This is a genomic window from Thioalkalivibrio nitratireducens DSM 14787, assembly GCF_000321415.2.
In the GTDB taxonomy this organism is placed as follows: Bacteria; Pseudomonadota; Gammaproteobacteria; order Ectothiorhodospirales; family Ectothiorhodospiraceae; genus Thioalkalivibrio; species Thioalkalivibrio nitratireducens.
Genome location: NC_019902.2, coordinates 313402 through 334611, shown reverse-complemented (window position 1 = coordinate 334611; position 21210 = coordinate 313402). Strand labels below are relative to the sequence as shown.

Below are 21210 nucleotides of genomic sequence, written 5' to 3'. Positions count from 1 at the left end.
GGAATCCTTCAATTCTTGGCGCGTTGTTCAAGCATCGCGACGGCCGGAAGGGTCTTGCCCTCGAGAAATTCGAGGAACGCACCGCCACCAGTGGAAATGTAGCTGATCCGCTCGGCCAGCCCGTATTTGTCGATCGCGGCGAGCGTATCGCCGCCACCGGCGATCGAGAACGCGTCACTCTCGGCGATTGCCTCGCCGAGCGCCTTGGTTCCGGCCGCGAACTGGTCGAACTCGAACACGCCCACCGGGCCGTTCCAGACGATCGTACCGGCCTTGTGCAACAGCGCAGCGTAGGTGGAAGCCGTCTCGGGACCGACATCGAAGATCATGTCGCCGTCGCTCACGTCAGCGACGCTCTTGACGACCGCCGGCGTCGATTCCGAAAACTCCTGGCCGACGGTCACGTCGGTCGGCACCGGAATTGTACTGCCCTTCGCCTCCGCCGCCTCCATCAGCCGCCTCGCCTCATCGATCAGGTCATGCTCGCACAGCGACTGCCCGACCGGGTGTCCCTGAGCGGCGATGAACGTGTTGGCGATACCGCCGCCGACGATCAACTGGTCGACGACCTTCGACAGCGATTCGAGCACGGTCAGCTTGGTCGAGACCTTGGAGCCGCCGACGATCGCGACCAGCGGCCGTTGCGGGTTGTCCAGCGCCGTGCCCAGCGCGTCGAGTTCCGCCGCCAGCAGCGGGCCGGCACACGCCTGCGGCGCGAACTTCGCGACCCCGTGGGTCGAGGCCTGGGCACGGTGCGCGGTGCCGAAGGCGTCCATCACGAACACGTCGCAGAGCGCAGCGTAGTTCTTCGCCAACTCTTCGACGTCCTTCTTTTCGCCCTTATTGAAGCGCACGTTCTCGAGCAGCACGACCTCGCCATCGGCGAGTTCGACCCCGCCCAGATAGTCGCGCACCAGGCGCACGTCGCGCTCGAGCAGGCCGCCCATGTGCGTCGCCACCGGCGCCAGAGAGTCGGCCTCGGAGAATTCACCCTCGGTGGGACGGCCAAGGTGCGACATCAGCATCACCCGGGCGCCCGCCTCGAGGGCCTGCTGTACGGTCGGAAGGCTGGCACGGATCCGGGCATCGGAAGTGACCTTGCCGTCCTTGACCGGCACGTTGAGATCCTGCCGGATCAATACGCGCTTACCCTTGAGGTCGAGATCGGTCATCTTCAGGACAGACATGGCAGCACTCCTCAGTCAAAGCTCGGGCGAAATGAAAGGTGTTGGGCAAATGTCCGTGCACTTGCCGAACGCCTCTCCGGCTTCCGCGCCGGGCACGGGCGACCATGGTCGCCCGTGCCCGGACGGTGCCGATCGGACCTATCGGCCCACGTGCTGCACCACGCGCAGCATGTTACAGGTATAGCCGTACTCGTTGTCGTACCAGGCGACAACCTTCACGAAGGTATCGTCGAGCTGGATGCCGGCCTCGGCGTCGAAGATCGACGGGGTGTTCACGCCGCGGAAATCGGTGGACACGACCTTCTCGTCGGTGTAGCCGAGCACGCCCTTCAGTTCGCCTTCGGACGCGGCCTTCATCGCCTTGCAGATGTCGTCGTAGCTCGCGCCCTTGTCCAGTTCTACGGTCAGGTCGACCACGGAGACGTCGGAGGTCGGCACGCGGAACGCCATGCCGGTCAGCTTGCCGTTGAGCGACGGCAGCACCTTGCCGACCGCCTTCGCCGCGCCGGTGGACGACGGGATGATGTTCTCCAGAATGCCGCGGCCGCCGCGCCAGTCCTTCTGGGACGGGCCATCGACGGTCTTCTGCGTCGCGGTCGCCGCGTGCACGGTGCTCATCAGGCCGCGCTTGATGCCGTAGTTGTCGTGCAGCACCTTGGCCACCGGGGCCAGCGCGTTGGTGGTGCAGGACGCGGCCGACAGGATCGCCTGGCCGGCATAGTCCTGGTGGTTCACGCCGTAGACGAACATCGGGGTCGCGTCCTTGGAGGGCGCGCTCTGGACGACCTTCTTCGCACCCGCGTCGATGTGCTTCTGGCAGGTTTCCTCGGTCAGGAAGAAGCCGGTGGACTCGATCACCACCTCGGCGCCGACCTCGTTCCATTTCAGGTTCGCGGGGTCGCGCTCGGCGGTCAGGCGAATCTTCCTGCCGTTGACGATCATGCTGCTGCCGTCGACCGAGACCTCACCATCGAATCGGCCATGCACCGAGTCGTAGCGCAGCATGTACGCCAGGTACTCCGGATCGAGCAGGTCGTTGATCGCGACGACTTCGAGGTCCGGGAACTCCTGTGCGATGGCGCGGAAGGCCATGCGGCCGATGCGGCCAAATCCGTTGATACCGACTTTGATAGCCATGGGTCGTACTCCTCTGGGGGGTTCAGTGCTTCAGTTCAGGATGTCGCGGGCCACCTGGGCGACATTGTCGGCAGTGAAGCCGAAGTATTCCATCAGCGCATCGCCGGGAGCGGATTCGCCGAAGCGATCCAGCCCGATCACCGCGCCATCGAGGCCGACGAACTTGTACCAGCCGACGGTCGCACCGGCCTCGACTGCAACGCGGGCGCGCACCTCGGCCGGCAGTACCGCCTCGCGGTAGGCGGGATCCTGCTGCTCGAACAGTTCCACGCACGGCATCGAGACCAGGCGTACCCGGCGACCCTCGCCCGCGAGCTTCTCCGCAGCCGCGGCGGCGATGGCCACCTCGGACCCGGTGGCAATCAGGATCAGTTCGGGGGTCCCTTCGCAATCCCGCAGCACGTAACCGCCGCGGGCGATCGCGGCGACCTGCTCGCCGTCGCGCTGTTGGGGCGCAAGACCCTGCCGCGACAGGATGAACGCCGACGGACCGTCATTGCGCTCGATCCCGGACTTCCAGGCCACCGCGGTCTCGACCGCGTCGCAGGGGCGCCAGACGTTCAGGTTCGGGATCAGACGCAGGCTGGGGGTCTGCTCGACCGGCTGGTGGGTCGGGCCGTCCTCGCCCAGGCCGATGGAATCGTGCGTCAGCACGTACAGAACCCGCTGCTTCATCAGCGCCGACATCCGGATGCCATTGCGGGCATAGTCGGAGAAGATCAGGAAGGTGCCGCCGTAGGGAATGAACCCGCCGTGGAGCGCGATGCCGTTCATGATCGCGGCCATGCCGAACTCGCGCACGCCGTAGAACACGTAATTGCCTGCCGGATCCTCGCGGCTGATCCCCTTGGAACCGGGATGCAGCGTCAGGTTGGAGCCAGCCAGATCGGCCGAACCGCCGAGTAGTTCCGGAAGCGCCGGGGCATAACCGGCGATCGCGTTCTGGGAGGCCTTGCGGCTCGCGACCTTCTCGGCCTTCTCGACCGTCTGCTGCACGAAGGCGGCGGCGCTGCCGGCCCAGTCTGCCGGCAGTTCGCCGCGCATGCGGCGCTCGAGTTCGACCGCCAGGTCCGGGTGGGCGGCACGGTAGGCTTCGAATCGCTCGCCCCACCCGGCCTCGGCCTTCGCGCCCTGTTCCCTGGCGTTCCAGGCGGCCTGGATCTCGGCCGGGATCTCGAACGGGGCGTGGTGCCAGCCGAGTTCCTTGCGCGCGAGCTCGATCTCGTCGCTGCCCAGCGGCGCGCCGTGGCACTCCTCCTTGCCCTGCTTGTTCGGCGAACCAAAGCCGATGACGGTCTTGCAGCAGATCAGCGTCGGCTTGCCGGTCTCGGCCCGGGCCTGCTCGATCGCGGCCTTGACCGCGTCGGCGCTGTGGCCGTCGACGTCACGCGCCACATGCCAGCCGTAGGCCTCGAAGCGCTTCGGGGTGTCATCGGTGAACCAGCCATCGACCTCGCCGTCGATGGAGATGCCGTTGTCGTCGTAGAACGCGATCAGCTTGCCCAGCCCCAGCGTGCCGGCGAGCGCGCAGGCCTCGTGCGAGATGCCCTCCATCAGGCAGCCGTCGCCCAGGAAGACATAGGTGTGGTGGTCGACGATGTCATGGCCATCGCGGTTGAAGTGCGCCGCCAGCGCACGCTCGGCCAGCGCCATGCCGACCGCGTTGGTCAGGCCCTGTCCCAGCGGGCCGGTGGTGGTTTCGACGCCGGCGGTATAGCCGTACTCGGGATGGCCCGGGGTCTTCGAATGCAGTTGGCGGAACTGCTGCAGCTCGGACATCGGCAGGTCGTAGCCGGTCAGGTGCAGCAGCGAGTAGACCAGCATCGAACCGTGGCCGTTCGACATCACGAAGCGGTCCCGGTCGAGCCAGCCCGGATTCGCCGGATTGTGCTTCAGGTAGTCGTTCCAGAGCACCTCGGCGATGTCCGCCATGCCCATCGGCGCACCGGGATGACCGGAGTTGGCTTTCTGGACCGCGTCCATGGATAGGGCGCGTATGGCGTTGGCAAGCTCTCTGCGGGAAGGCATGCGGATCTCCTGGCTGATGTATTCTTGAATCGGGTCAGGACTGGATGCCCGACCATGCGCAGGCGCCGGCCGCGTTGTTGTTCGTTATTCTTCTGGCGGCGCAATAAGCAGGTCGGCCGGCGCGTCTTCGCCGGGTGCAGCCCCGGATTAAAGGCGCTGCATTTTGTCCGCTTTCCTGGCCCGGGGCAAGTCCGAAGCCCGCCGGGCACGGGCCACCTGCCCATCGGAGATATCCCGGCGGTTTCGGCGGCTGCCTTAGAAATGACGTTTCCGAGGCGTTAGACTCTCGCGGCCACCCCGCTCTCGCCCACAGCCCCGAGGATCCGATCGCATGCCCAGCAGCTTCCTTTTCACATCGGAATCGGTCTCTGAAGGCCATCCCGACAAGATGGCCGACCAGATCTCGGACGCGATCGTCGATGCCATCGTCGCCCAGGATCCGCACGCCCGCATCGCCTGCGAGACGCTGGTGAAGACCGGCATGGTGCTGCTGGCCGGGGAAATCACGACACGCGCGACGCTCGACTACGAGAAGATCGTGCGCGAGACCGTCTGCGCGATCGGCTACGATAACTCGGAAGTCGGGTTCGACGGCCATACCTGCGCGGTGCTCAATGCGCTCGGTCAGCAGTCCGCGGACATCTCGATGGGCGTCGACCGGGACGTCTCCGACCGCGCGAACCAGGGCGCGGGCGACCAGGGGCTGATGTTCGGCTACGCGACCCGGGAGACCGAGACGCTGATGCCGGCACCGATCTATTACGCACACCAGCTGGTGCGACGCCAGGCGAAGCTACGCAAGAACGGAACGCTGGCCTGGCTGCGCCCCGACGCGAAAAGTCAGGTCACTTTGCGTTATACTGGTGGGCGGCCTGCGGGTATCGATGCAGTCGTGCTGTCCACTCAGCACCGACCGGAGATCACCCAGAAGGATCTGCACGAGGCGGTGATGGAAGAGATCCTGCGCCCGGTGCTGCCCGCACAGTGGCTGGAGCACTGCGCGCGCGACCAGATCCACATCAACCCGACAGGGCAGTTCGTGATCGGGGGGCCGGTCGGTGACTGCGGCCTGACCGGCCGCAAGATCATCGTGGACACCTACGGCGGCATGGCCCGCCACGGCGGCGGTGCCTTCTCCGGGAAGGACCCGTCGAAGGTCGATCGCTCCGCCGCCTATGCCGGCCGGTACGTGGCGAAGAACATCGTCGCGGCCGGGCTGGCCGACAAGTGCGAGATCCAGGTGTCCTACGCGATCGGGGTGGCCCGACCGACCTCGATCAGCGTCGACACCTTCGGCACCGGCCGAGTCGACGACGACCGGATCGTCGCGCTGGTGCGTGAACATTTCGATCTGCGGCCCTGGGGATTGATCCAGGCACTGGATCTGCTGCGGCCACTGTATCGGCAGACCGCGGCCTACGGGCACTTCGGACGCGATGACGTCGACCTGCCCTGGGAACGCACCGACCGCGCGGAAGAACTCCGCGCCGCAGCCGGGCTCGCATAGCGCCCGGCACCGGATCACCCCGGCTGAGGAGCGCTGCAGCGGACATCCGTCAGGCTCAGCCGGGGGTCTTTTCAACCATGCAACGGCGCTCATCCAGACTCACGGAGTCCGTACACCATGAATGCTGTGATGAACCCGACCGACAACACCGACTACATCGTCAAGGACATCAACCAGGCCGACTTCGGCCGCAAGGAGATCGCGATCGCGGAGACCGAGATGCCCGGTCTGATGCAGACTCGCGACGAGTTCGCCAAGGACCAGCCGCTGAAGGGGGCGCGCATCGCCGGTTCCCTGCACATGACCATCCAGACCGCGGTGCTGATCCAGACGCTGGAGGCGCTGGGCGCGGAGGTGCGCTGGGCGTCCTGCAACATCTACTCGACGCAGGACCATGCTGCAGCCGCGATTGCCGCGAACGGCACCCCGGTCTTCGCGTTCAAGGGCGAGACCCTGGAAGAGTACTGGGACTACGCGCACCGCATCTTCGAATGGCATGACGGCGGCACCCCGAACATGATCCTCGACGACGGCGGCGACGCGACGCTGCTGATCATGCTCGGCACGCGCGCCGAGAGCGATCCGTCGGTCCTCGACAACCCGACCAACGACGAGGAACGCGCGCTGTTCGCCGCGATCCGCAAGCGCCTGGAGACCTCGCCGAACTGGTACTCCAACATCAAGAAGAACATCCGCGGCGTGACCGAGGAAACCACCACCGGCGTGCACCGCCTCTACCAGATGCAGAAGGACGGCGAGCTGGCCTTCCCCGCGATCAACGTGAACGACTCGGTCACCAAGTCCAAGTTCGACAACCTCTACGGCTGCCGCGAGTCGCTGGTCGACGCGATCAAGCGCGCGACCGACGTGATGATCGCCGGCAAGATCGCGGTGGTCTGCGGCTACGGTGACGTCGGCAAGGGCAGCGCGCAGTCGCTGCGCGGGCTGGGCGCGACCGTCTGGATCACCGAGATCGACCCGATCTGCGCGCTCCAGGCGTCGATGGAAGGCTACCGCGTGGTGACCATGGAAGAAGCTGCCGACAAGGCCGACATCTTCGTGACCGCCACCGGCAACAAGGACGTGATCACCCGTGACCACATGGCGCGTATGAAGGATCAGGCGATCGTCTGCAACATCGGCCACTTCGACTCCGAGATCGACGTCGCCGGCCTGCGCAAGTACCAGTGGGAAAACATCAAGCCGCAGGTCGATCACGTGATCTTCCCGGACGGCAAGCGGATCATCATGCTCGCCGAGGGCCGGCTGGTGAACCTGGGCTGCGGCACCGGGCACCCGAGCTTCGTGATGTCGAACTCGTTCACCAACCAGACCATGGCCCAGATCGAGCTGTTCGCCCACGGCGACCGTTACGAGAACAAGGTCTACGTCCTGCCCAAGCATCTCGATGAGAAGGTCGCGGCCCTGCACTTGAAGAAGCTGGGCGCCCAGCTGACGCAGCTGACCGACGACCAGGCCCAGTATCTGGGTCTCCCGGTCGAAGGCCCGTTCAAGCCCGAGCACTACCGCTACTGAGCGAGGCCCGTCCCCTGCCCCTCCCACGGGGCGGGGGCTGGAAACGGCCGGGCACCACCCGGCCACGGTGCACTCACCCTCATCCCCTGCCCCTCTCCCGGAAGCGGGAGAAGGGAGAAAGCCCCTCCCCCGTTCACGGCGGAGGGGTTGGGGAGGGGGTAAGTGCACGGCCCACCGCAGTGCACTCACCCTCACCCCCGGCTCCTCTTCCGCAAGCGGGAGACGGGCGCAAAGCCCCTCCCCCGTCCACGGGGGAGGGGTTGGGGAGGGGGCAGAGCACAGCCCGGCCGCGGTGCACTCACCCTCACCCCCGGCCCCTCTCCCGCAAGCGGGAGAGGGGAGCAAAGCCCCTCCCCCGTTCACGGGGGAGGCGTTGGGGAGGGGCAGCGCACTGCCTTTCACCCGCACAACACGGGAACATCCCGCGAGGACACACCCATGAATCACACCCCGAATACCCGACCTGCGTTCAGTTTCGAGTTCTTCCCACCCAAGAACCCCGAGGGAACGGAACGGCTGCGCCGGGCGCGAGCCCGCCTCACCGCCCTGGATCCCGCGTATTTCTCGGTCACCTTCGGCGCCGGCGGCTCCACCCGTGACCGCACGTTGGAAACGGTGCTCGAGATCCAGAGCGAGGGCGCGGTCGCTGCGGCCCCGCACATCTCCTGCATCTCGTCGTCCAGGGCGCAGCTGCTGGATCTGCTGACGACCTATCGCGACCACGGCGTGCGGCGCTTGGTCGCACTGCGCGGGGATCTGCCTTCGGGCACCGGGGTCGGCGGCGGCCTCGGCGAATTCCGCTACGCAGCGGAACTGGTGGCGTTCATCCGCGAGCAGTTCGGCGATCACTTCACGATCGAGGTTGCCGCCTATCCCGAGTTCCATCCCGAGGCCACGAACGCCGAGAAGGATCTGGAGCACTTCCGCAAGAAGGTCGCAGCGGGCGCCGATGCAGCCATCACGCAGTATTTCTACAATCCCGATGCCTACGTGGCCTTTGTCGACCGCGTGCGCGCAATGGGCATGGACATCCCGATCGTACCCGGCATCATGCCGATCACCAATTACACCCAGCTCGCGCGTTTCTCGGACGCCTGCGGCGCGGAGATCCCGCGCTATATCCGCAAGCGGCTGGAAGCCTACGGCGATGACAGCGCCTCGATCCGGGTGTTCGGCATCGAGGTCGTGACCCGGCTGTGCCAGCGCCTGCTCGACGACGGAGCGCCGGGGCTGCATTTCTACTCGATGAACCAGGCCGGCCCCTCCGAGGCGATCTGGAACAACCTGGGCCTGGCCCAGCCGCGCTGAGCCCGACGCGATGCGCTGCCCCCGGCTGCTGCTCGACGCGAACCTGGCTCCCGGCCGCCGGGTCGAACTGCCCCCCGATCTGCTGCGCCACGCGGTCTCGGTGCTGCGCCTGCGCGACGGCGCCCCCTGCCAGGTCTTCGACGGTCGAGGTTCAGAGCACCATGCCCGCCTGATCCTGTCCGGGCGGCGCGGTGGGGCCGTGGAAATAGGGGCGGTCGCCGCCGCCCCGACCACTCCGGAACTGCCGCTGCGGCTGCTTCAGGGCATCGCCCGAGGCGACCACATGGACCTCGCGATCCAGAAGGCGGTGGAACTTGGCGTCGGCGAGATCTGGCCAGTGCTCAGCGCCCGCAGCCGCTCGGCCGCCGCACACCGGGGCCTGGAGCGCAAGGGGGCACACTGGCACGGCGTGCTGCGCGCCGCGGCCGAGCAGTGCGGCCGCAACGAGCTGCCGCGGCTCGACCCGCCCAGAGACTTCGCGCAGGCGTTGGCGGACCTGCCGCGCGAAGGCCTGCGCGTGCTGGCCGACCCGGAAGGCGTCCCCGCCGGCGTCTGGCGCTGTCAGGAGGCCGACGCGAGCGCCGGACCGGTTACGCTCCTGGTGGGCCCCGAGGGCGGCCTGACCTCCGAGGAACGCGCCCAAGGCCGGCATGCCGGGTTCCGCGGGCTGCGGCTCGGACCCCGGATCCTGCGCACCGAGACCGCCGCCATCGCGGCGCTGACCACACTGCAACTCCTCTACGGCGACCTCCGGTAGACCGGAAAGGGCCGAGCACCGCCGCCACCCACCGTCCGGGTCTCAAGTCGGCTCTGGCAGTTGCCGCACGGGAGGTATCAAGAATCCCTCACGATTCAGTATGCGGCCACCGTCCATCTATGCTGACACACACCGCGTGCTACGGACTCCAAGGAGACCGACATGCGATCGTTGTTCTTGAGTGTGTTGGTCGCCCTCGCCGCCGTATTCGCCAGCGCGGCGCAGAGAGAGCAAGGCGTCCGCCTGGATTGGCCGCCGAGGAAATCAGCGCAGTGGGGATGGACGGCCACGACGGCTTCCCGATCGTACGGCGGCCTGCCCAGGATCTACCGGCAACTGATGGTTTCCTAGAGAATCCCTGCGTTGAGGATCGTGGATCTCCCGAATTCTGGAACCTGCCGGACGCAGCGTTCGAAAAAATCGGACGTTGCAGGCACGGACGGGATGCTCTAGAGAAATGCCTGGAAGTTTCATCGGTGCGGAGGATGCGCCATGACCGAAGCGGAAAAGGAGGCTTGCCTCGTATCTGCGGTGTTGCGCCAGCTGAACAACCACCGCCTTCCCAAACTTTTCGCCATCAGGGAACGCCTGAATCGGGGCGGGCTGATGGACCCGGACGATATCCGTTATCTGCAGGCAAGCCTTCACGACACAATGCAGATCAGATACCTGTGTGAAGCCCACCCGGATCTGAGCATGCTCTGTACCAAGGTGACCAACCTCCATCGGGAAATCACCATGCGCGCGCTGGAAAACGAGACCCAAACCCACTAAAGGACAAGGAAGGATAGGAAATCCAATGGTCTGCTGCGCAATATTCGGGCGCCCAAGGGGACTTTCAAGCCCCCGCGACCGCCCATTCTGCGCAGCGGTGGCCACCCGGTTGCCCGAAATCGGCCTGCGGGAGGTTGTTGGAGCCGAATTTTCCAGTCGGCAGTGGGAGCGTGTCCGGAAAGCAACAAAGGCGAGCCAGCAGCCTGTCGGTGGGCCGCTTTACCAGAACACCGTTTGATCGTACCCGTACTCGTACTCCGGCGCGGGCTGGGTGCAGGGATCGCCGGCAGGGCATGCTTCGGCGTCGATGGCATTCACCGTAGCGCCTTCGTACCACTCCGGCCGACCCCGCGCCTGGGCGATGCGCGGCAGGATGGCCCGAACGCCCAGCGCCTCGGTGATGACGGCGATGATCCGCATCTCGGCCCCCGCATTGGGAGCAGGTCAGGGGGAAACGCCTCGTAGATGCGAGGCCGGCAGCATGACCCACGGATTTGCCCGCGCCCGCTGTGGCGACTGCGGCCATGAGTTTCTGATCGCTTTCTCCTGCAATGGCCGGGGTGTCTACCCGGCGTGCAACACGCGGCGCATGGCCGAGACCGCGGCGCGTCTGGCCGATCATGTCCTGCCCCGTGTGCCGGTGCGCCAGTGGGTCCTGTCCGTACCCAAGCGGCTACGCTATCACCTCCAGCACAACTGCGAAGTCCTCAACAGTGCGTTGCGCTTTTTTTTGGATGCGGTCGAGCAACACCTGCCGACCGGCCTATTTCAGCAGCCCGATCAGCCGTCGCTGTTCCGAAGCGGCTTGGGCCAAGACTTGACAGTACCCCCGCACAGGGAATAGTTCGGTGTAGGCGGTTGGATTTCCTGGGAGCAGGAGCCACGCTGACGGAACCGTTCCGGGTGCTGGCGCGCGTTGCTCCTAGGAACAGGAGCAGGAGCTACTCGAGGCGTTTCAAATTGGGGGAAAACCCATGGAATCATCTCGGAGACCGTTGGATGCGGCAGCAGGGTCTCCTGCAGTACGCGGTAGGGCAGCTTTGCGTGGATTGCGAGAGCCAGCATGCCGATGACCTCGTCACCACCCACGCCGAAGACGGTGGCTCCGAGAATCCGATCACTTTCTTCGTCCACCAGGATTTTGATCAGACCGGCCGTCTCGTCCTTTTCCCGGGCACGATTGACCTTGCTCATGGGCATCGTTGCCATGAGGACCGCCTTTCCACCTTGGCGTGCCTCGGTCTCCGACAGACCCACCCGGGCCAATGGTGGGTCGATGAACATCGAGTAAATCGGTGTCCGGTCGCTGATCTTCCGTTGTCCTCCTGTCAGGTGATCCAGAAACACCTGACCGTCATGGACTGAGGTATGGGTGAAGGCACCACGGCCGTTGACGTCGCCCAGTGCGTAGATGTGAGGGATCGAAGTGCGCCCCACATCATCCAGGGGGATGAATCCCTGCTCGTCCACCGCGATCCCGGCGGCATCGAGGTTCAACCGGTCGGTATTAGGTACGCGGCCGACCGCGATCAGCAGATGCGCCCCCTCGACGGTCCTTTCGACGTCGGCTTGGCGGCAGGTCAGGGCGGCGCCGTCCGGGAAGTGGTTTCCCGGCGCCAGGCGCGTGGCTTCCGCACCCAGGTAGAATTCGATGCCTTCCGCCAGCAATATCTCCAGGGCGATCGCGCTGACGTCGGGGTCCTCATGGCTGGCAATGCGCTCACGGTTGTCGAACACACTGACCTGGCTGCCGAGCCGGCGGTATGCCTGCGCGAATTCGAGACCAATGTACGAGGCGCCGAACACCAGGAGGTGCTCGGGGACCTCGGTTAGGCCCAGAATGCCGCGGTTGTCCAGCCATGGCACGGTTTCGATGCCGGGAATCGGCGGCGTGCGTGAGCGCGTGCCCGTATGGATGACAATGACCTCGCCATGGATTGCGGTGCCATCGACCGCCACCGTATGAGCGTCGACGAAGCTCGCTGCCCCAGGATAGAAGCCGGCAACCTTTTCGAGCCAGGATTCAAGTTGCTCGCTGGAGGGCATGCGAATGCCGTTGACCCGGTCCATGACCGTGTCGAACCGAATCGAGAAGTCCGGAATCCGTATCCCGAAATCGTCGCCCCGATGCGCCATGTGTGCCGCACGGGCACTGGCGATCAATGTCTTTGTCGGCGTGCAGCCCCAGTTCACGCACGATCCACCCACCCGTTCACTCTCGATGACCGCGATGTTCATGCCGTGGTCCAGTAGCGTCCCGAGGATACCCCCGTGGCCTGGCCGGTTCCGATGAGGATCAGATCATAGGCCTTCATTTCCGTCACCCCTTTGGTGGCTCAACCGGATCGCGGGTGGTCCGGTGCGCGCTCGAGTGGATGCCCTTGGGGCACAGGCACCGGGAGTCCCGATCGCGAGCCGATGGACCTGAGCCAACGCCGGAACCGTACATTCGCCGGGGGATGGATCGATTCCATCACCATTCCGGAGATGCGTCCGGGGCGCGCCGCCCTCAGCTGTAGGCGAGCGGAACGGCCGCCTCGGGCGCCAATACCCGAAAGGTAAAGCTCTCCTGCAGGTAAAGGTGCACCGCGGTATCGGTATGGTTGCTGTAGCCAACCGAGAAATCACGGCCGACGCTGAGCTCGAAGTCGCCGCCTCGAAGGCTCACGACGACCGCTCCCTCGACGGCCGGGGCCCAGACGAGGGGGCCGTCCAGCAGCCGGCGCACATGTTCGAACACCGGATAACCCGCCATAGTGGTGGTGGTCGTGAGACCGGTGAAGCACTGGGGTCCGAGCGCGATGGCGTAGGGGCCATCGATTCCGGCGCTGCGCAACCGGTCCAGCGCTTTGGCGACCACCTCGGGATACTGGACATAGTCGGTGGTGAGGGGCAATGTCGTGCTGGCTGCAGCCTCGGTGATCCCTTCAATCCGGCTCGCTGCATAACCGTGAAACACCGCTCGGTCCTCCACCATGCCAATCGCCCGCGCCGCGCTCCTTAACGACTGCAGGTCCGGGTCCCTGGCGCCGCGATCGATATTCTCCATCTCCCGGCGGTCCAGAACGAATGGGGCGACGAGTTCGACAAGAGGCTGGACCGTGCGCAGGGCGGCCCTGACACCCGGTTGTGCCGCCGCGGACACGGCCTCCTGTCGTCCTAGCCCGATCGAGGAGACCGACCAGCCGAGGGGCCCCGTGAAATCGACCAGCTTGCGCGCGGCAAGGGTGCGCTTGAGGGTCCGCTTGGCTTCCGTTTCGATCTCCGTCCAGGCCCGCTCGGACAAGGGGGCGAGGTCGCGCTTCAGGTCATCCATGGTCAGTTTTCCTCCCGAAGGCTGCCGATGCCGAGCGAGCCGTCTGTGTGGTCGGCATCGCCAGGCAAGGGTTCATCGCTTTCCTGTACATCCTCGATCTCCGTGACGTCGGCTGCGCTGAACAGATAGCGCCGAAAGTACTCATCGAACTTCGGATCCTTGCGCCGCAGCCATTCCAGCAGCATGGCGGCGTGTTCCTTTTCCTCATCGCGGTTGTGGATGAGAATCGCCCGCAGGCTTCCATCGGTGGCCGCATCGATGCGCTGGTCATACCAGTCGACCGCCTCCAGTTCCTCCATCAACGAGGTAATCGCGCGGTGCCGGTCGATGGTTTCCGTGTCGAGTGTGGATTGCTCCTCATGGAGGGTCTCGCTGGTCATGGGACATGCCTTGCTGAGTTCTGGGTTCCCCGGGGACTTCAGGCTTTGCACGCATAGCCAACAGCGAGAGGCATGCAGTGCAACCCCGGTCCGAAGAACGGCAAAATTATGAGCGTCTGGACCCAATCCTGCCGCCACGTATCGGCGCGCGTCAATACGCATGATTGCGGTCAACCGCCCCTCGGCAATCCCCTTGCCAAGCATCTGGCTAACGATCATGGCGTGATCTGCCACGCCGCACGATGAACCGCTTCCTCCCCCGCTCGCGGGGAATTGGTTGCGGTTGGGCCGGGGATGCGGCGCCGAACCCGGCCCTCCCCCGCCCTCTCCGGCAAGCGGGAGAGGGGCTTTCGCATTATCAATGGCGAGGCCCGCCGGCTTCGTCTTGGACTCCGCCGTACACCGAGGTCGTGTTGGCTCTGCTCATGAACACCTCCGATCTCCAGCCTACGAGGCTTGACAGAGTGCCCGCGACTATTGAACCACTTCAAAGGCCTGACCTGTGAGACTGGATGGGGCCTCCGCCGCACTTGAAATAGGCCGTTCGCTTCGAAGGGAGTGACCGGAACTTTCACGCTGAAGCTCGTCGCAGGTAGTAAAGCCAGCAGTGCAACAAAGGGGGGGGTCTGGTCGGAGATGTCGGCGAGCGCGAAATCTGGCGCGGGAGTGACCACACAGGCCGACGATCGGATTGTCAAGGACAACGGTGCAACATGGCCCTGTCTTCGCAAAGCGCCCGCCGCCTGCAACCATTGCAGTCACGGAAAGCGCGCAGAACGCGTTTATCCCGCGCGTTCGGGCAGTGCTCACCTCGTCCGCATGCAGGAGTTCACCACTCATGAAACGCATCGATCGCGACACACTCAGGCGAATGAACGACGTCGAACATGCGGACTTCATTCTCGTCAATGTGCTGCCATGCGAAAACTTCAACAAGCAGCACACCCGTACCTCGATCAGCATTCCGGTGGCAAACGATGATCTTGCCGGTCACGTTGAAGTCGTGGCCAGTGGGAAGAAGCGCACGATCGTGGTTGACTGTGCCAGTTTCGAGTGCGATGCCTCACCGACGTATCACTTTAGCTGCCTGAAAAAAGTGGCACAGGGGGCTGGCGTCACGGCGCATCTGCTGGTAGCGTGTGGTGCCCATGGGACAGAGCGACAGGGTGCTGCTGCGTTACCGAGGCCGCGATGTGCGTGCCGAGGATCTCGCGACGATTCGCGCGCAGATCGCGCAGGCGGCCACGGCACAGGGAGCGGCCCGCGGTCGCAGCGCGATCGCCCGACGACTGTGTGAGGGGTGGGACTGGGCGGCAGGCGAACGGGGCGCTCAAGGAGTACGCCGCGCGGGATCTGCTGCTGCGCCTGGAAGAGGCCGGGCACATTCAGTTGCCGCCGCGATTGCGGGAGAAGAACAATCACGCGGTCCCGGATTATCGGCAACGGCCGCTGTTCGAGGAGCGGCCGCTGGCCGGGCGGGTGGATACCTATGGGGCGCTCGAGATCCGCGCGGCCGAGGGGCCCGAGCGCTACCTCTGGGATTATCTGGTCCATCACCACCATTACCTGGGGCGTCCCAAGCTAGTGGGCGCGTACCTCAAGCAATTGGTGTGGCTCGACGGGCAGGTGGTGGCCTGCCTGGGTTGGGCCAGTGCCGCCTGGAAGGTCGATTGTCGGGACCGCTGGATCGGCTGGACGCCCGAGCTGCGGCGCCAGCGTCTGGTCGGGGTGGTGAACAACGTCCGCTTTCTGATCCTGCCGTGGGTGCCGTGTAGAGCCATCTGGCCTCGAAGGTGCTGGGGCAGTCGCTGCGCGGGCTTGCCGCCGCGTGGCAGGCCCGGGTGGGCAACGCATCGTGCTGGCGGAGACCTTCGTCGATCCGGCGCGCTTTGCCGGCACCTGCTATCGGGCGGCCAACTGGCAGTGCCTGGGCCAGACCCGGGGCCATGCCAAGCGCGGCAATGCCTACCGGGCACATGCCGTGTCCAAGGACGTCTGGGTGCGGCCGCTGACGCGCCGCTGGCGGCCGGCGCTGCTGGAACCATGACCCGCGAGGAGGCCTGTGCGCTGCTCGACGGGCCGCGCGAGGTGGCCGTGGCCAAGATCCTCGAACTCGCGCACAAGGCCGAGCAGTGGGACCGACAGTCGGCCCCCGCCGCGGACCCACTGCAACCCTCGGCGACGGTCGCACCCTTCAAGAAGCCGGCGGCGCCACGGCGCCGACGCAAGCCCGGGCGCAAGGCGGGCCATCCCGGGGCTTGCCGGCCGGTACCGCAGACCATCGACGCGCCGGTGGAACACCGGCTCGAGACCTGTCCCGACTGCGGCCACCCCGTCGGCACCCCCATCCGTTCCCATACCCGTCTCATCGAGGATCTGGAACCGGGAACCGTCAACACCCATGCGCACACCGTCCACGGCCACTGGTGTGGTCACTGCCGCAAGATCGTCACGCCCACGGTCACTGCGGCGCTGCCGCGCGCGACGCTCGGCCTGAATGTCATCATCTACAGCGCCTGGCTGCATTACCGTCTCGGCATCAGCGTGGGCAACTTGGTCACCATTCTCCAGCAGCTGTTCGGGCTGCGCGTCAGTGCCGGCGGACTCACCCAGTCCTGGATCCGGCTCGGCCAGACACTGGCGCCTTATGGGGTGCAGCTGGAACAGGCGATCCGCCAGGCCGGTGTTCTGCACGCCGACGAAACCGGCTGGCGGGTCAACGGCACCACCCACTGGCTCTGGGCCTTCTGCACCGAAGACCTGGCCTATTTCCGGATCGAACGCCGGCGCAATGCCGCGGTGGTCTTGGCCGTTCTGGGCGAAATCTTCGACGGTTTGCTGGTCTGTGACTTCTACGCCGCCTACAACGCGGTCGAGACCTGGGCCAAACAACGCTGCCTGTTCCACTTGTTCGCCGAACTGCGCCGGGTCGATCAACGCAATACCTCGATCCCCTGGCGCGACGCCCGACGCCGCATCCAACGCCTGTTCCAGGATGCGATCCGGCTGAAGCTGCGCCGCCCCGAACTGGAACCGAGCGTCTACCAACGCCGCAAACGACGCCTGCACCAACGCCTCAACGACCTGATCGCCACCCGGTTCGCGGATGCCGATGCCACGCGCCTGATCAAACGCCTGGCCAACTTCCGCGGCGAGCAAGAGATGCGCACGCCCGTGCTGACCCGCAAGGTCTGCCAGCAGAACCGCTCCGAAGCGGGGCCGAAACTCACGCACTGCTGCTGTCCCTGTTCCGCACGGCGGAACTCCGCGGACACGAGCCGCTCGCCTTCCTGCGCACGCTCACCGAAGCAGCCATCGTCGGCGAGCCCCTCGCGTTTATCTGCCCGGCACCCGCAGCCGAAGCCGCCTGACACACACCGCCTCCCCCTGCGCCGATCGTTTCAGGCAGCTAAAGTCATACTCACCGACGGCAGCCAGGAAGCCCGAAGAAGCTGGTTTCACCAATGTCCATGACTATGAGGGCGGCATCAAGGACTGGTTCGAGCAGCAGATCGCCGCGTGACATCATGTTTTCTCATCGCTGGTTCCGGCGCTTGAGGTCACGGCCGGCAACGTCTCACGATAGGCGGAGGGTTGACGATCCTCGATTGGCGTCGAACAGCGTGACCGGGTGAGCGCACCGTGAACATTCGGCGCGTGACGCTGCTTGGTGGCACCGGCCTTGTCGGACGGGCGCTGGCCTCGCGGTTGCTGGCCGACGGAGTGAAGGTCCGGCTCGTGGCACGCCATGCCGAATTCGCCTGACTATCTGACGCACTGAACACGGCCCGTTTCTGGCGCTATCGTACGGCGCCATGAAGCTCTTCGGCCACACCTTCGGCGCGGAATGGATCGCGCGCATCGGTGCCGGCCTCCAGGAGGAGCTGGGCATCACCCGCGTGGGGTTGTCGTGGCGCCTGTGCAAGTGGCTGGGCTGACGCAGTACCTCGGGGCAGTTGCGCGAGATGGATGCGCGCAAGGTGCTGCTGCCCCTGGATCGGGAAGGGCGGATCGAACTGGCGGCAGCGCGGGCGCTGCCCTGTCAGGCGCAGGCCCGGGCCGTGTCAGAGGGTTTCCGGATCCACAGGTTAGGGGGGGAGGTAGCTCGTGCTGGCGGCGCAGGACACCACCAGCCTGAACTACAGCACGCATCGCCGCACCGAGGGTCTGGGGCCGATCAACACCCGTGCCGATGGCGCCCAGGGCCTGAAGCTGCATGACACCCTGGCCTTCACCCCCGAGGGCCGGGTGCTCGGCATCCTCGATGCCGAGCGCTGGGCCCGGGAAGACACCGCCGCCGGCACCAAGTCCCCGCGTGGCGAGGGCATCGAGGGGACCGAGGCCCTGCGCTGGCTGACCAGTCACACCCAGGCCAGCCGGATCCAGGCGCTGATCCCCGGCACCCGGGTGGTCAGTGTCGCCGACCGCGAGGCCGACATCTTGGAGCTGTTCGCGCGCGGCCGCCAGCATCCGCACGCCGCGGACTTTCTGGTCCGGGCCAACCGCAGCCGGCAACGCCGGGTGGTCGTGGGCGAGGACGCCCCGCTGCTGTGGGGACACCTCGAGGCACAGCCGGTGGTGGCCGAGCAGACCCTGAAGACGCCCGGCAAAGGGGGGCGCAAGGCGCGCCTCACCACCTTGAGCGTGTGCCATGCCCCGGTCACCCTGGCGCCACCCAAAGGGTATCGCGGTCCAGCGCTCAGCCTGTGGGCCGTCCATGCCCTGGAAACGGATCCCCCGGCCGAGGGGAGGCTCACGCTTCCCGTCGATGAGAGGAAGGGCGCGAGGCTGGACGACGAATGCGGGATCGATCGTTGACGCGACCGTGGCGTCACGGGAGGGGTTCTCGTGCACCCGTGAGTTGGGATGAGGGCGAGTAGGTCACGGTGGGCCCGTGCGGTCCGTGCCCTGGAACACCCGATATCGGAACATAAGACTTGACGCCCCGGTCCGTGGTCGTCGATCGGTGTGGGCCGCACCGTGCGCATCTTTCGTCCTGATTATCACGAATCCTCCGCAGGCTAGGAGAATCGCATTGACCGCAGCGAAACCGACAAGATCTTCGCCTGCAAGGCAGGCTCCTGATATGGACCGCATCGCAACTATCTGTGCCGCAAGTTCCTGTTGTTGGCGCAGATATTGGCCGATCCCGAAGGCTTCATGGATTGCGATGCGATCCATGAAGCCCACAAGGGCAAGAACCCGTAGGAGCGCGCCTTGCGCGCGAAGGGGACCTCGGCGGAGCTTCCGTGATAATCAGGTCTTTCTTTGCGGTGCGTCCGGATCCGGTGGTGGCAGTCACGAAGCTCACAGGCAGGAACGCCGGCGGCTCCGACGCCAATCCTGGGTATCCCTGCGTGGGGGGCAATGGTGCGGCGCGACAATCCATCGGTCCTGCATGGCAACCTAGATGTGTCAAACGCGCAACGGGTACCAGCGCACGCGGGAGCCGGCACAATCGATACGATTAAGAAACCATGCAAGGTCGGAGCATTTATTTTCCGTCGCATTGGGGTTGTTAGCATAACCAGTCCGAATAGCTGTTGCATTGCATTCACTTCGAAACCGTGGAAGTGGGACCCGTAACCGTACGGTGACACCACCTGAAGCCACGGGGGAGGCGTGACATGTTGAAGAAGCGCGAGACTGCTTGGACCCCGGCCTCGGCCTGGGAGCACTTACTTCAAAACGAACCGATGTTCATCCTCGACCTGCGCAATGCAGACGAGTTTGCGCAGTGGCGGGTGGAAGGGCCCAGCCCCCTCCCGACGAAGAACATTCCGTACTTCGAGTTGCTCGATCTCGATGCCGAAGCCGACGACGACGACGTGACAGAGGCGGCGATCAGGGGTATCCGCGCGCACCTGATGGACGAACTGCCGGCGGACCGCACCATCCTCGCCGTCTGTCCCGAGGGACATACCTCGAGCTACGTGGCTGAGGCCCTGCGCAATCTGGATTTCGAGGCGGTCAACCTGGAAGGCGGCATGGAGGCGTGGGGTCGGTTCTACTACTGGCGCCGCGTAACGGAGGAAGAGCGCTACAGCCTCTATCAGGTGGTGCGTCCGGCGCGTGGCTGCATCAGCCATGTGCTGATCAGCGACCAATGCGCCGCTATCTTCGATCCCGGCCGTCACATCGACATCTACCACGACCTGGTGGCCGGACACGACGCCAGCATTATCGGCGTTTTCGATACCCACCTGCATGCGGATCACCTGAGTGGCGGGCCGATGCTCGGCGAGCGCTGGCAGGTTCCGTACCACCTGCATCCCTATGACGCCATTCACCCGGTGGATATGGTGCCCGCGCAGATCAGTTACGAGTTTCTGCATGCGGGGCAGACCATCCATGTCGGGCAGGCAGAGTTCGAGGCTTTACACATCCCGGGGCACACCCTGGGCATGGTCGCGTTCCTGGTCGAGAAGCGCTATCTGCTGACCGGTGACAGCCTGTTCCTGGAATCGATCGCGCGTCCCGACCTGGGCGGCAAGGCGGAGACCTGGACGCCGCTGCTGTACCTTTCGCTGCTTGAGCTGATGCAACTTGACGACGACATCGTCGTCTTGCCGGGGCATTTCAGCGATATCACCGTGGCCGACCCGGAGGGGCGCTACCAGGCGAACCTGGGTGGGCTGAAGACGCGGAATCCGGGATTGGCCAAGGTGGCGGACGGCGAGGAAGCCTTCAACCGCTACATTCTGGAGAACCTCCCTGAACTCCCGGACGCCTACTTCGACATCAAGCGGGCGAACGCTGGCCTGGACCAGCCGGACGAGGCCCAGGCCAGCGAGCTGGAGCTAGGCAAGAATGTCTGCGCCGCTACAGGCAAGGCCTCCTGACCCAGGGGCGTCGCCCGATGGGCGGGGCCCCAGCTACGGCGAAAGACTCACTCGGCCGCGGGCGAACACGAGCGGGATTCGGCGTGATTGCCGACGACGTGCGCATGCTGGCCATAAGGATCCTGAGGAATATCCACGAATCAGATCGAGGCGTGAACGCCCGCTTGCCGGGCGCTATTCTGGCAGCTGTATGCGATGCAGAAAGGGCCGGCATACCGCTGCGGTGCGGACCGAACTGGACAGGACCCGAGCAGCGGCAAGGTCACGGATCCCGTTCCTGAAGTGCCTTTTCCAGGCTGGTGAGGCGTTTCGCGATGCCATCGAGCTGCCGGAAGCGCACCGCGTTGCGCTGGTCGCGCACGACCCGAACCCCCTGTACGACGCGCCACAGGGCGAAGGTCATCAGCGCAGCGGCGGCAAGCCATGCCCACAGAGGAC

General features: G+C 65.5%; 19 protein-coding genes, 1 pseudogene and 1 riboswitch. Of the genes and pseudogenes, 12 read left to right on the top strand and 8 right to left on the bottom strand.

All coding sequences use genetic code 11. The features are described from left to right. Nucleotides 1–8 precede the first annotated feature (8 nt). The 3 genes from TVNIR_RS01580 to tkt all read right to left on the bottom strand — a co-directional run bounded on the left by TVNIR_RS01580 (nt 9) and on the right by tkt (nt 4352). Nucleotides 9–1187 carry a phosphoglycerate kinase gene (locus TVNIR_RS01580; RefSeq protein WP_015257205.1) on the bottom strand — a complete coding sequence of 393 codons (1179 nt, stop codon included), beginning with the start codon at nt 1185–1187 and terminating at the stop codon, nt 9–11. A gap of 138 nt (nt 1188–1325) precedes the next feature. Beyond that, nucleotides 1326–2324 carry a type I glyceraldehyde-3-phosphate dehydrogenase gene (gene gap / locus TVNIR_RS01575; protein WP_015257204.1) on the bottom strand — a complete coding sequence of 333 codons (999 nt, stop codon included), beginning with the start codon at nt 2322–2324 and terminating at the stop codon, nt 1326–1328. A gap of 30 nt (nt 2325–2354) precedes the next feature. Then, nucleotides 2355–4352: a transketolase gene (gene tkt, locus TVNIR_RS01570; RefSeq protein ID WP_043739048.1), complete on the bottom strand. Its 1998-nt coding sequence runs from the start codon at nt 4350–4352 to the stop codon at nt 2355–2357. A 331-nt stretch (nt 4353–4683) separates the two neighbouring features. Here tkt and metK point away from each other — a divergent pair, with 331 nt between their 5' ends. The 5 genes from metK (at nt 4684) to TVNIR_RS19960 (ending at nt 10234) form a co-directional block, all read left to right on the top strand. After that, nucleotides 4684–5859, top strand: coding sequence for a methionine adenosyltransferase (gene metK, locus TVNIR_RS01565; protein ID WP_015257202.1), 1176 nt, complete (start codon nt 4684–4686; stop codon nt 5857–5859). Nucleotides 5860–5878: 19 nt separating this feature from the next. Further along, a riboswitch (S-adenosyl-L-homocysteine riboswitch) is annotated at nt 5879–5957 on the top strand. A gap of 19 nt (nt 5958–5976) precedes the next feature. Beyond that, complete coding sequence (gene ahcY / locus TVNIR_RS01560; RefSeq protein WP_015257201.1) at nt 5977–7395, top strand: adenosylhomocysteinase; 1419 nt, start codon at nt 5977–5979, stop codon at nt 7393–7395. Nucleotides 7396–7833: 438 nt separating this feature from the next. Then, complete coding sequence (gene metF / locus TVNIR_RS01555) at nt 7834–8703, top strand: methylenetetrahydrofolate reductase [NAD(P)H] (RefSeq protein WP_015257200.1); 870 nt, start codon at nt 7834–7836, stop codon at nt 8701–8703. Nucleotides 8704–8713: 10 nt separating this feature from the next. Further along, nucleotides 8714–9460 carry a 16S rRNA (uracil(1498)-N(3))-methyltransferase gene (locus TVNIR_RS01550; protein ID WP_015257199.1) on the top strand — a complete coding sequence of 249 codons (747 nt, stop codon included), beginning with the start codon at nt 8714–8716 and terminating at the stop codon, nt 9458–9460. Between the two features lie 492 nt (nt 9461–9952). Beyond that, nucleotides 9953–10234, top strand: a complete 282-nt coding sequence (locus TVNIR_RS19960) for a hypothetical protein (protein WP_043739046.1) — start codon at nt 9953–9955, stop codon at nt 10232–10234. A 219-nt stretch (nt 10235–10453) separates the two neighbouring features. Here the strand turns inward: TVNIR_RS19960 and TVNIR_RS19515 are convergent, their stop codons facing one another. Continuing rightward, nucleotides 10454–10654, bottom strand: a complete 201-nt coding sequence (locus TVNIR_RS19515) for a hypothetical protein (RefSeq protein ID WP_015257196.1) — start codon at nt 10652–10654, stop codon at nt 10454–10456. Between the two features lie 49 nt (nt 10655–10703). On the opposite strand from TVNIR_RS19515, the pseudogene TVNIR_RS19510 reads away from it, so the two are divergent. Continuing rightward, nucleotides 10704–11042: pseudogene (locus tag TVNIR_RS19510) on the top strand (transposase zinc-binding domain-containing protein); the annotation flags it as partial. Here the strand turns inward: TVNIR_RS19510 and TVNIR_RS01530 are convergent. The 3 genes from TVNIR_RS01530 to TVNIR_RS01520 form a co-directional block, all read right to left on the bottom strand. Next, complete coding sequence (locus TVNIR_RS01530) at nt 11015–12484, bottom strand: mercuric reductase (RefSeq protein ID WP_257720623.1); 1470 nt, start codon at nt 12482–12484, stop codon at nt 11015–11017. The pseudogene TVNIR_RS19510 and the gene TVNIR_RS01530 sit on opposite strands and share 28 nt — an antisense overlap. Nucleotides 12485–12743: 259 nt before the next feature. Further along, the gene (locus tag TVNIR_RS01525; protein ID WP_015257194.1) at nt 12744–13550 is read right to left on the bottom strand and encodes a family 1 encapsulin nanocompartment shell protein; all 807 of its coding nucleotides are present in this window, start codon (nt 13548–13550) and stop codon (nt 12744–12746) included. A 2-nt stretch (nt 13551–13552) separates the two neighbouring features. After that, the gene (locus TVNIR_RS01520) at nt 13553–13930 is read right to left on the bottom strand and encodes an encapsulin-associated ferritin-like protein (protein WP_015257193.1); all 378 of its coding nucleotides are present in this window, start codon (nt 13928–13930) and stop codon (nt 13553–13555) included. 838 nt (nt 13931–14768) lie between these two features. On the opposite strand from TVNIR_RS01520, the gene TVNIR_RS20335 reads away from it, so the two are divergent. The 6 genes from TVNIR_RS20335 (at nt 14769) to TVNIR_RS01500 (ending at nt 20772) form a co-directional block, all read left to right on the top strand. Further along, nucleotides 14769–15227 (top strand): hypothetical protein, encoded by a 459-nt coding sequence (locus TVNIR_RS20335; protein WP_237251846.1) that lies wholly within the window; start codon nt 14769–14771, stop codon nt 15225–15227. Then, the gene (locus TVNIR_RS01510) at nt 15224–17404 is read left to right on the top strand and encodes an IS66 family transposase (protein WP_335338109.1); all 2181 of its coding nucleotides are present in this window, start codon (nt 15224–15226) and stop codon (nt 17402–17404) included. Before TVNIR_RS20335 ends, TVNIR_RS01510 begins: the two co-directional genes overlap by 4 nt. A gap of 168 nt (nt 17405–17572) precedes the next feature. Continuing rightward, nucleotides 17573–17695 (top strand): NAD-dependent epimerase/dehydratase family protein, encoded by a 123-nt coding sequence (locus TVNIR_RS20990; RefSeq protein WP_015257191.1) that lies wholly within the window; start codon nt 17573–17575, stop codon nt 17693–17695. 50 nt (nt 17696–17745) lie between these two features. Then, nucleotides 17746–17868, top strand: a complete 123-nt coding sequence (locus tag TVNIR_RS20985; RefSeq protein WP_015257190.1) for a hypothetical protein — start codon at nt 17746–17748, stop codon at nt 17866–17868. A 169-nt stretch (nt 17869–18037) separates the two neighbouring features. Beyond that, complete coding sequence (locus TVNIR_RS01505) at nt 18038–18748, top strand: hypothetical protein (protein WP_015257189.1); 711 nt, start codon at nt 18038–18040, stop codon at nt 18746–18748. Between the two features lie 809 nt (nt 18749–19557). Then, nucleotides 19558–20772, top strand: a complete 1215-nt coding sequence (locus TVNIR_RS01500; protein ID WP_015257188.1) for an MBL fold metallo-hydrolase — start codon at nt 19558–19560, stop codon at nt 20770–20772. 262 nt (nt 20773–21034) lie between these two features. Here the strand turns inward: TVNIR_RS01500 and TVNIR_RS19500 are convergent, their stop codons facing one another. Continuing rightward, complete coding sequence (locus tag TVNIR_RS19500; RefSeq protein WP_015257187.1) at nt 21035–21175, bottom strand: hypothetical protein; 141 nt, start codon at nt 21173–21175, stop codon at nt 21035–21037. Nucleotides 21176–21210 lie beyond the last annotated feature (35 nt).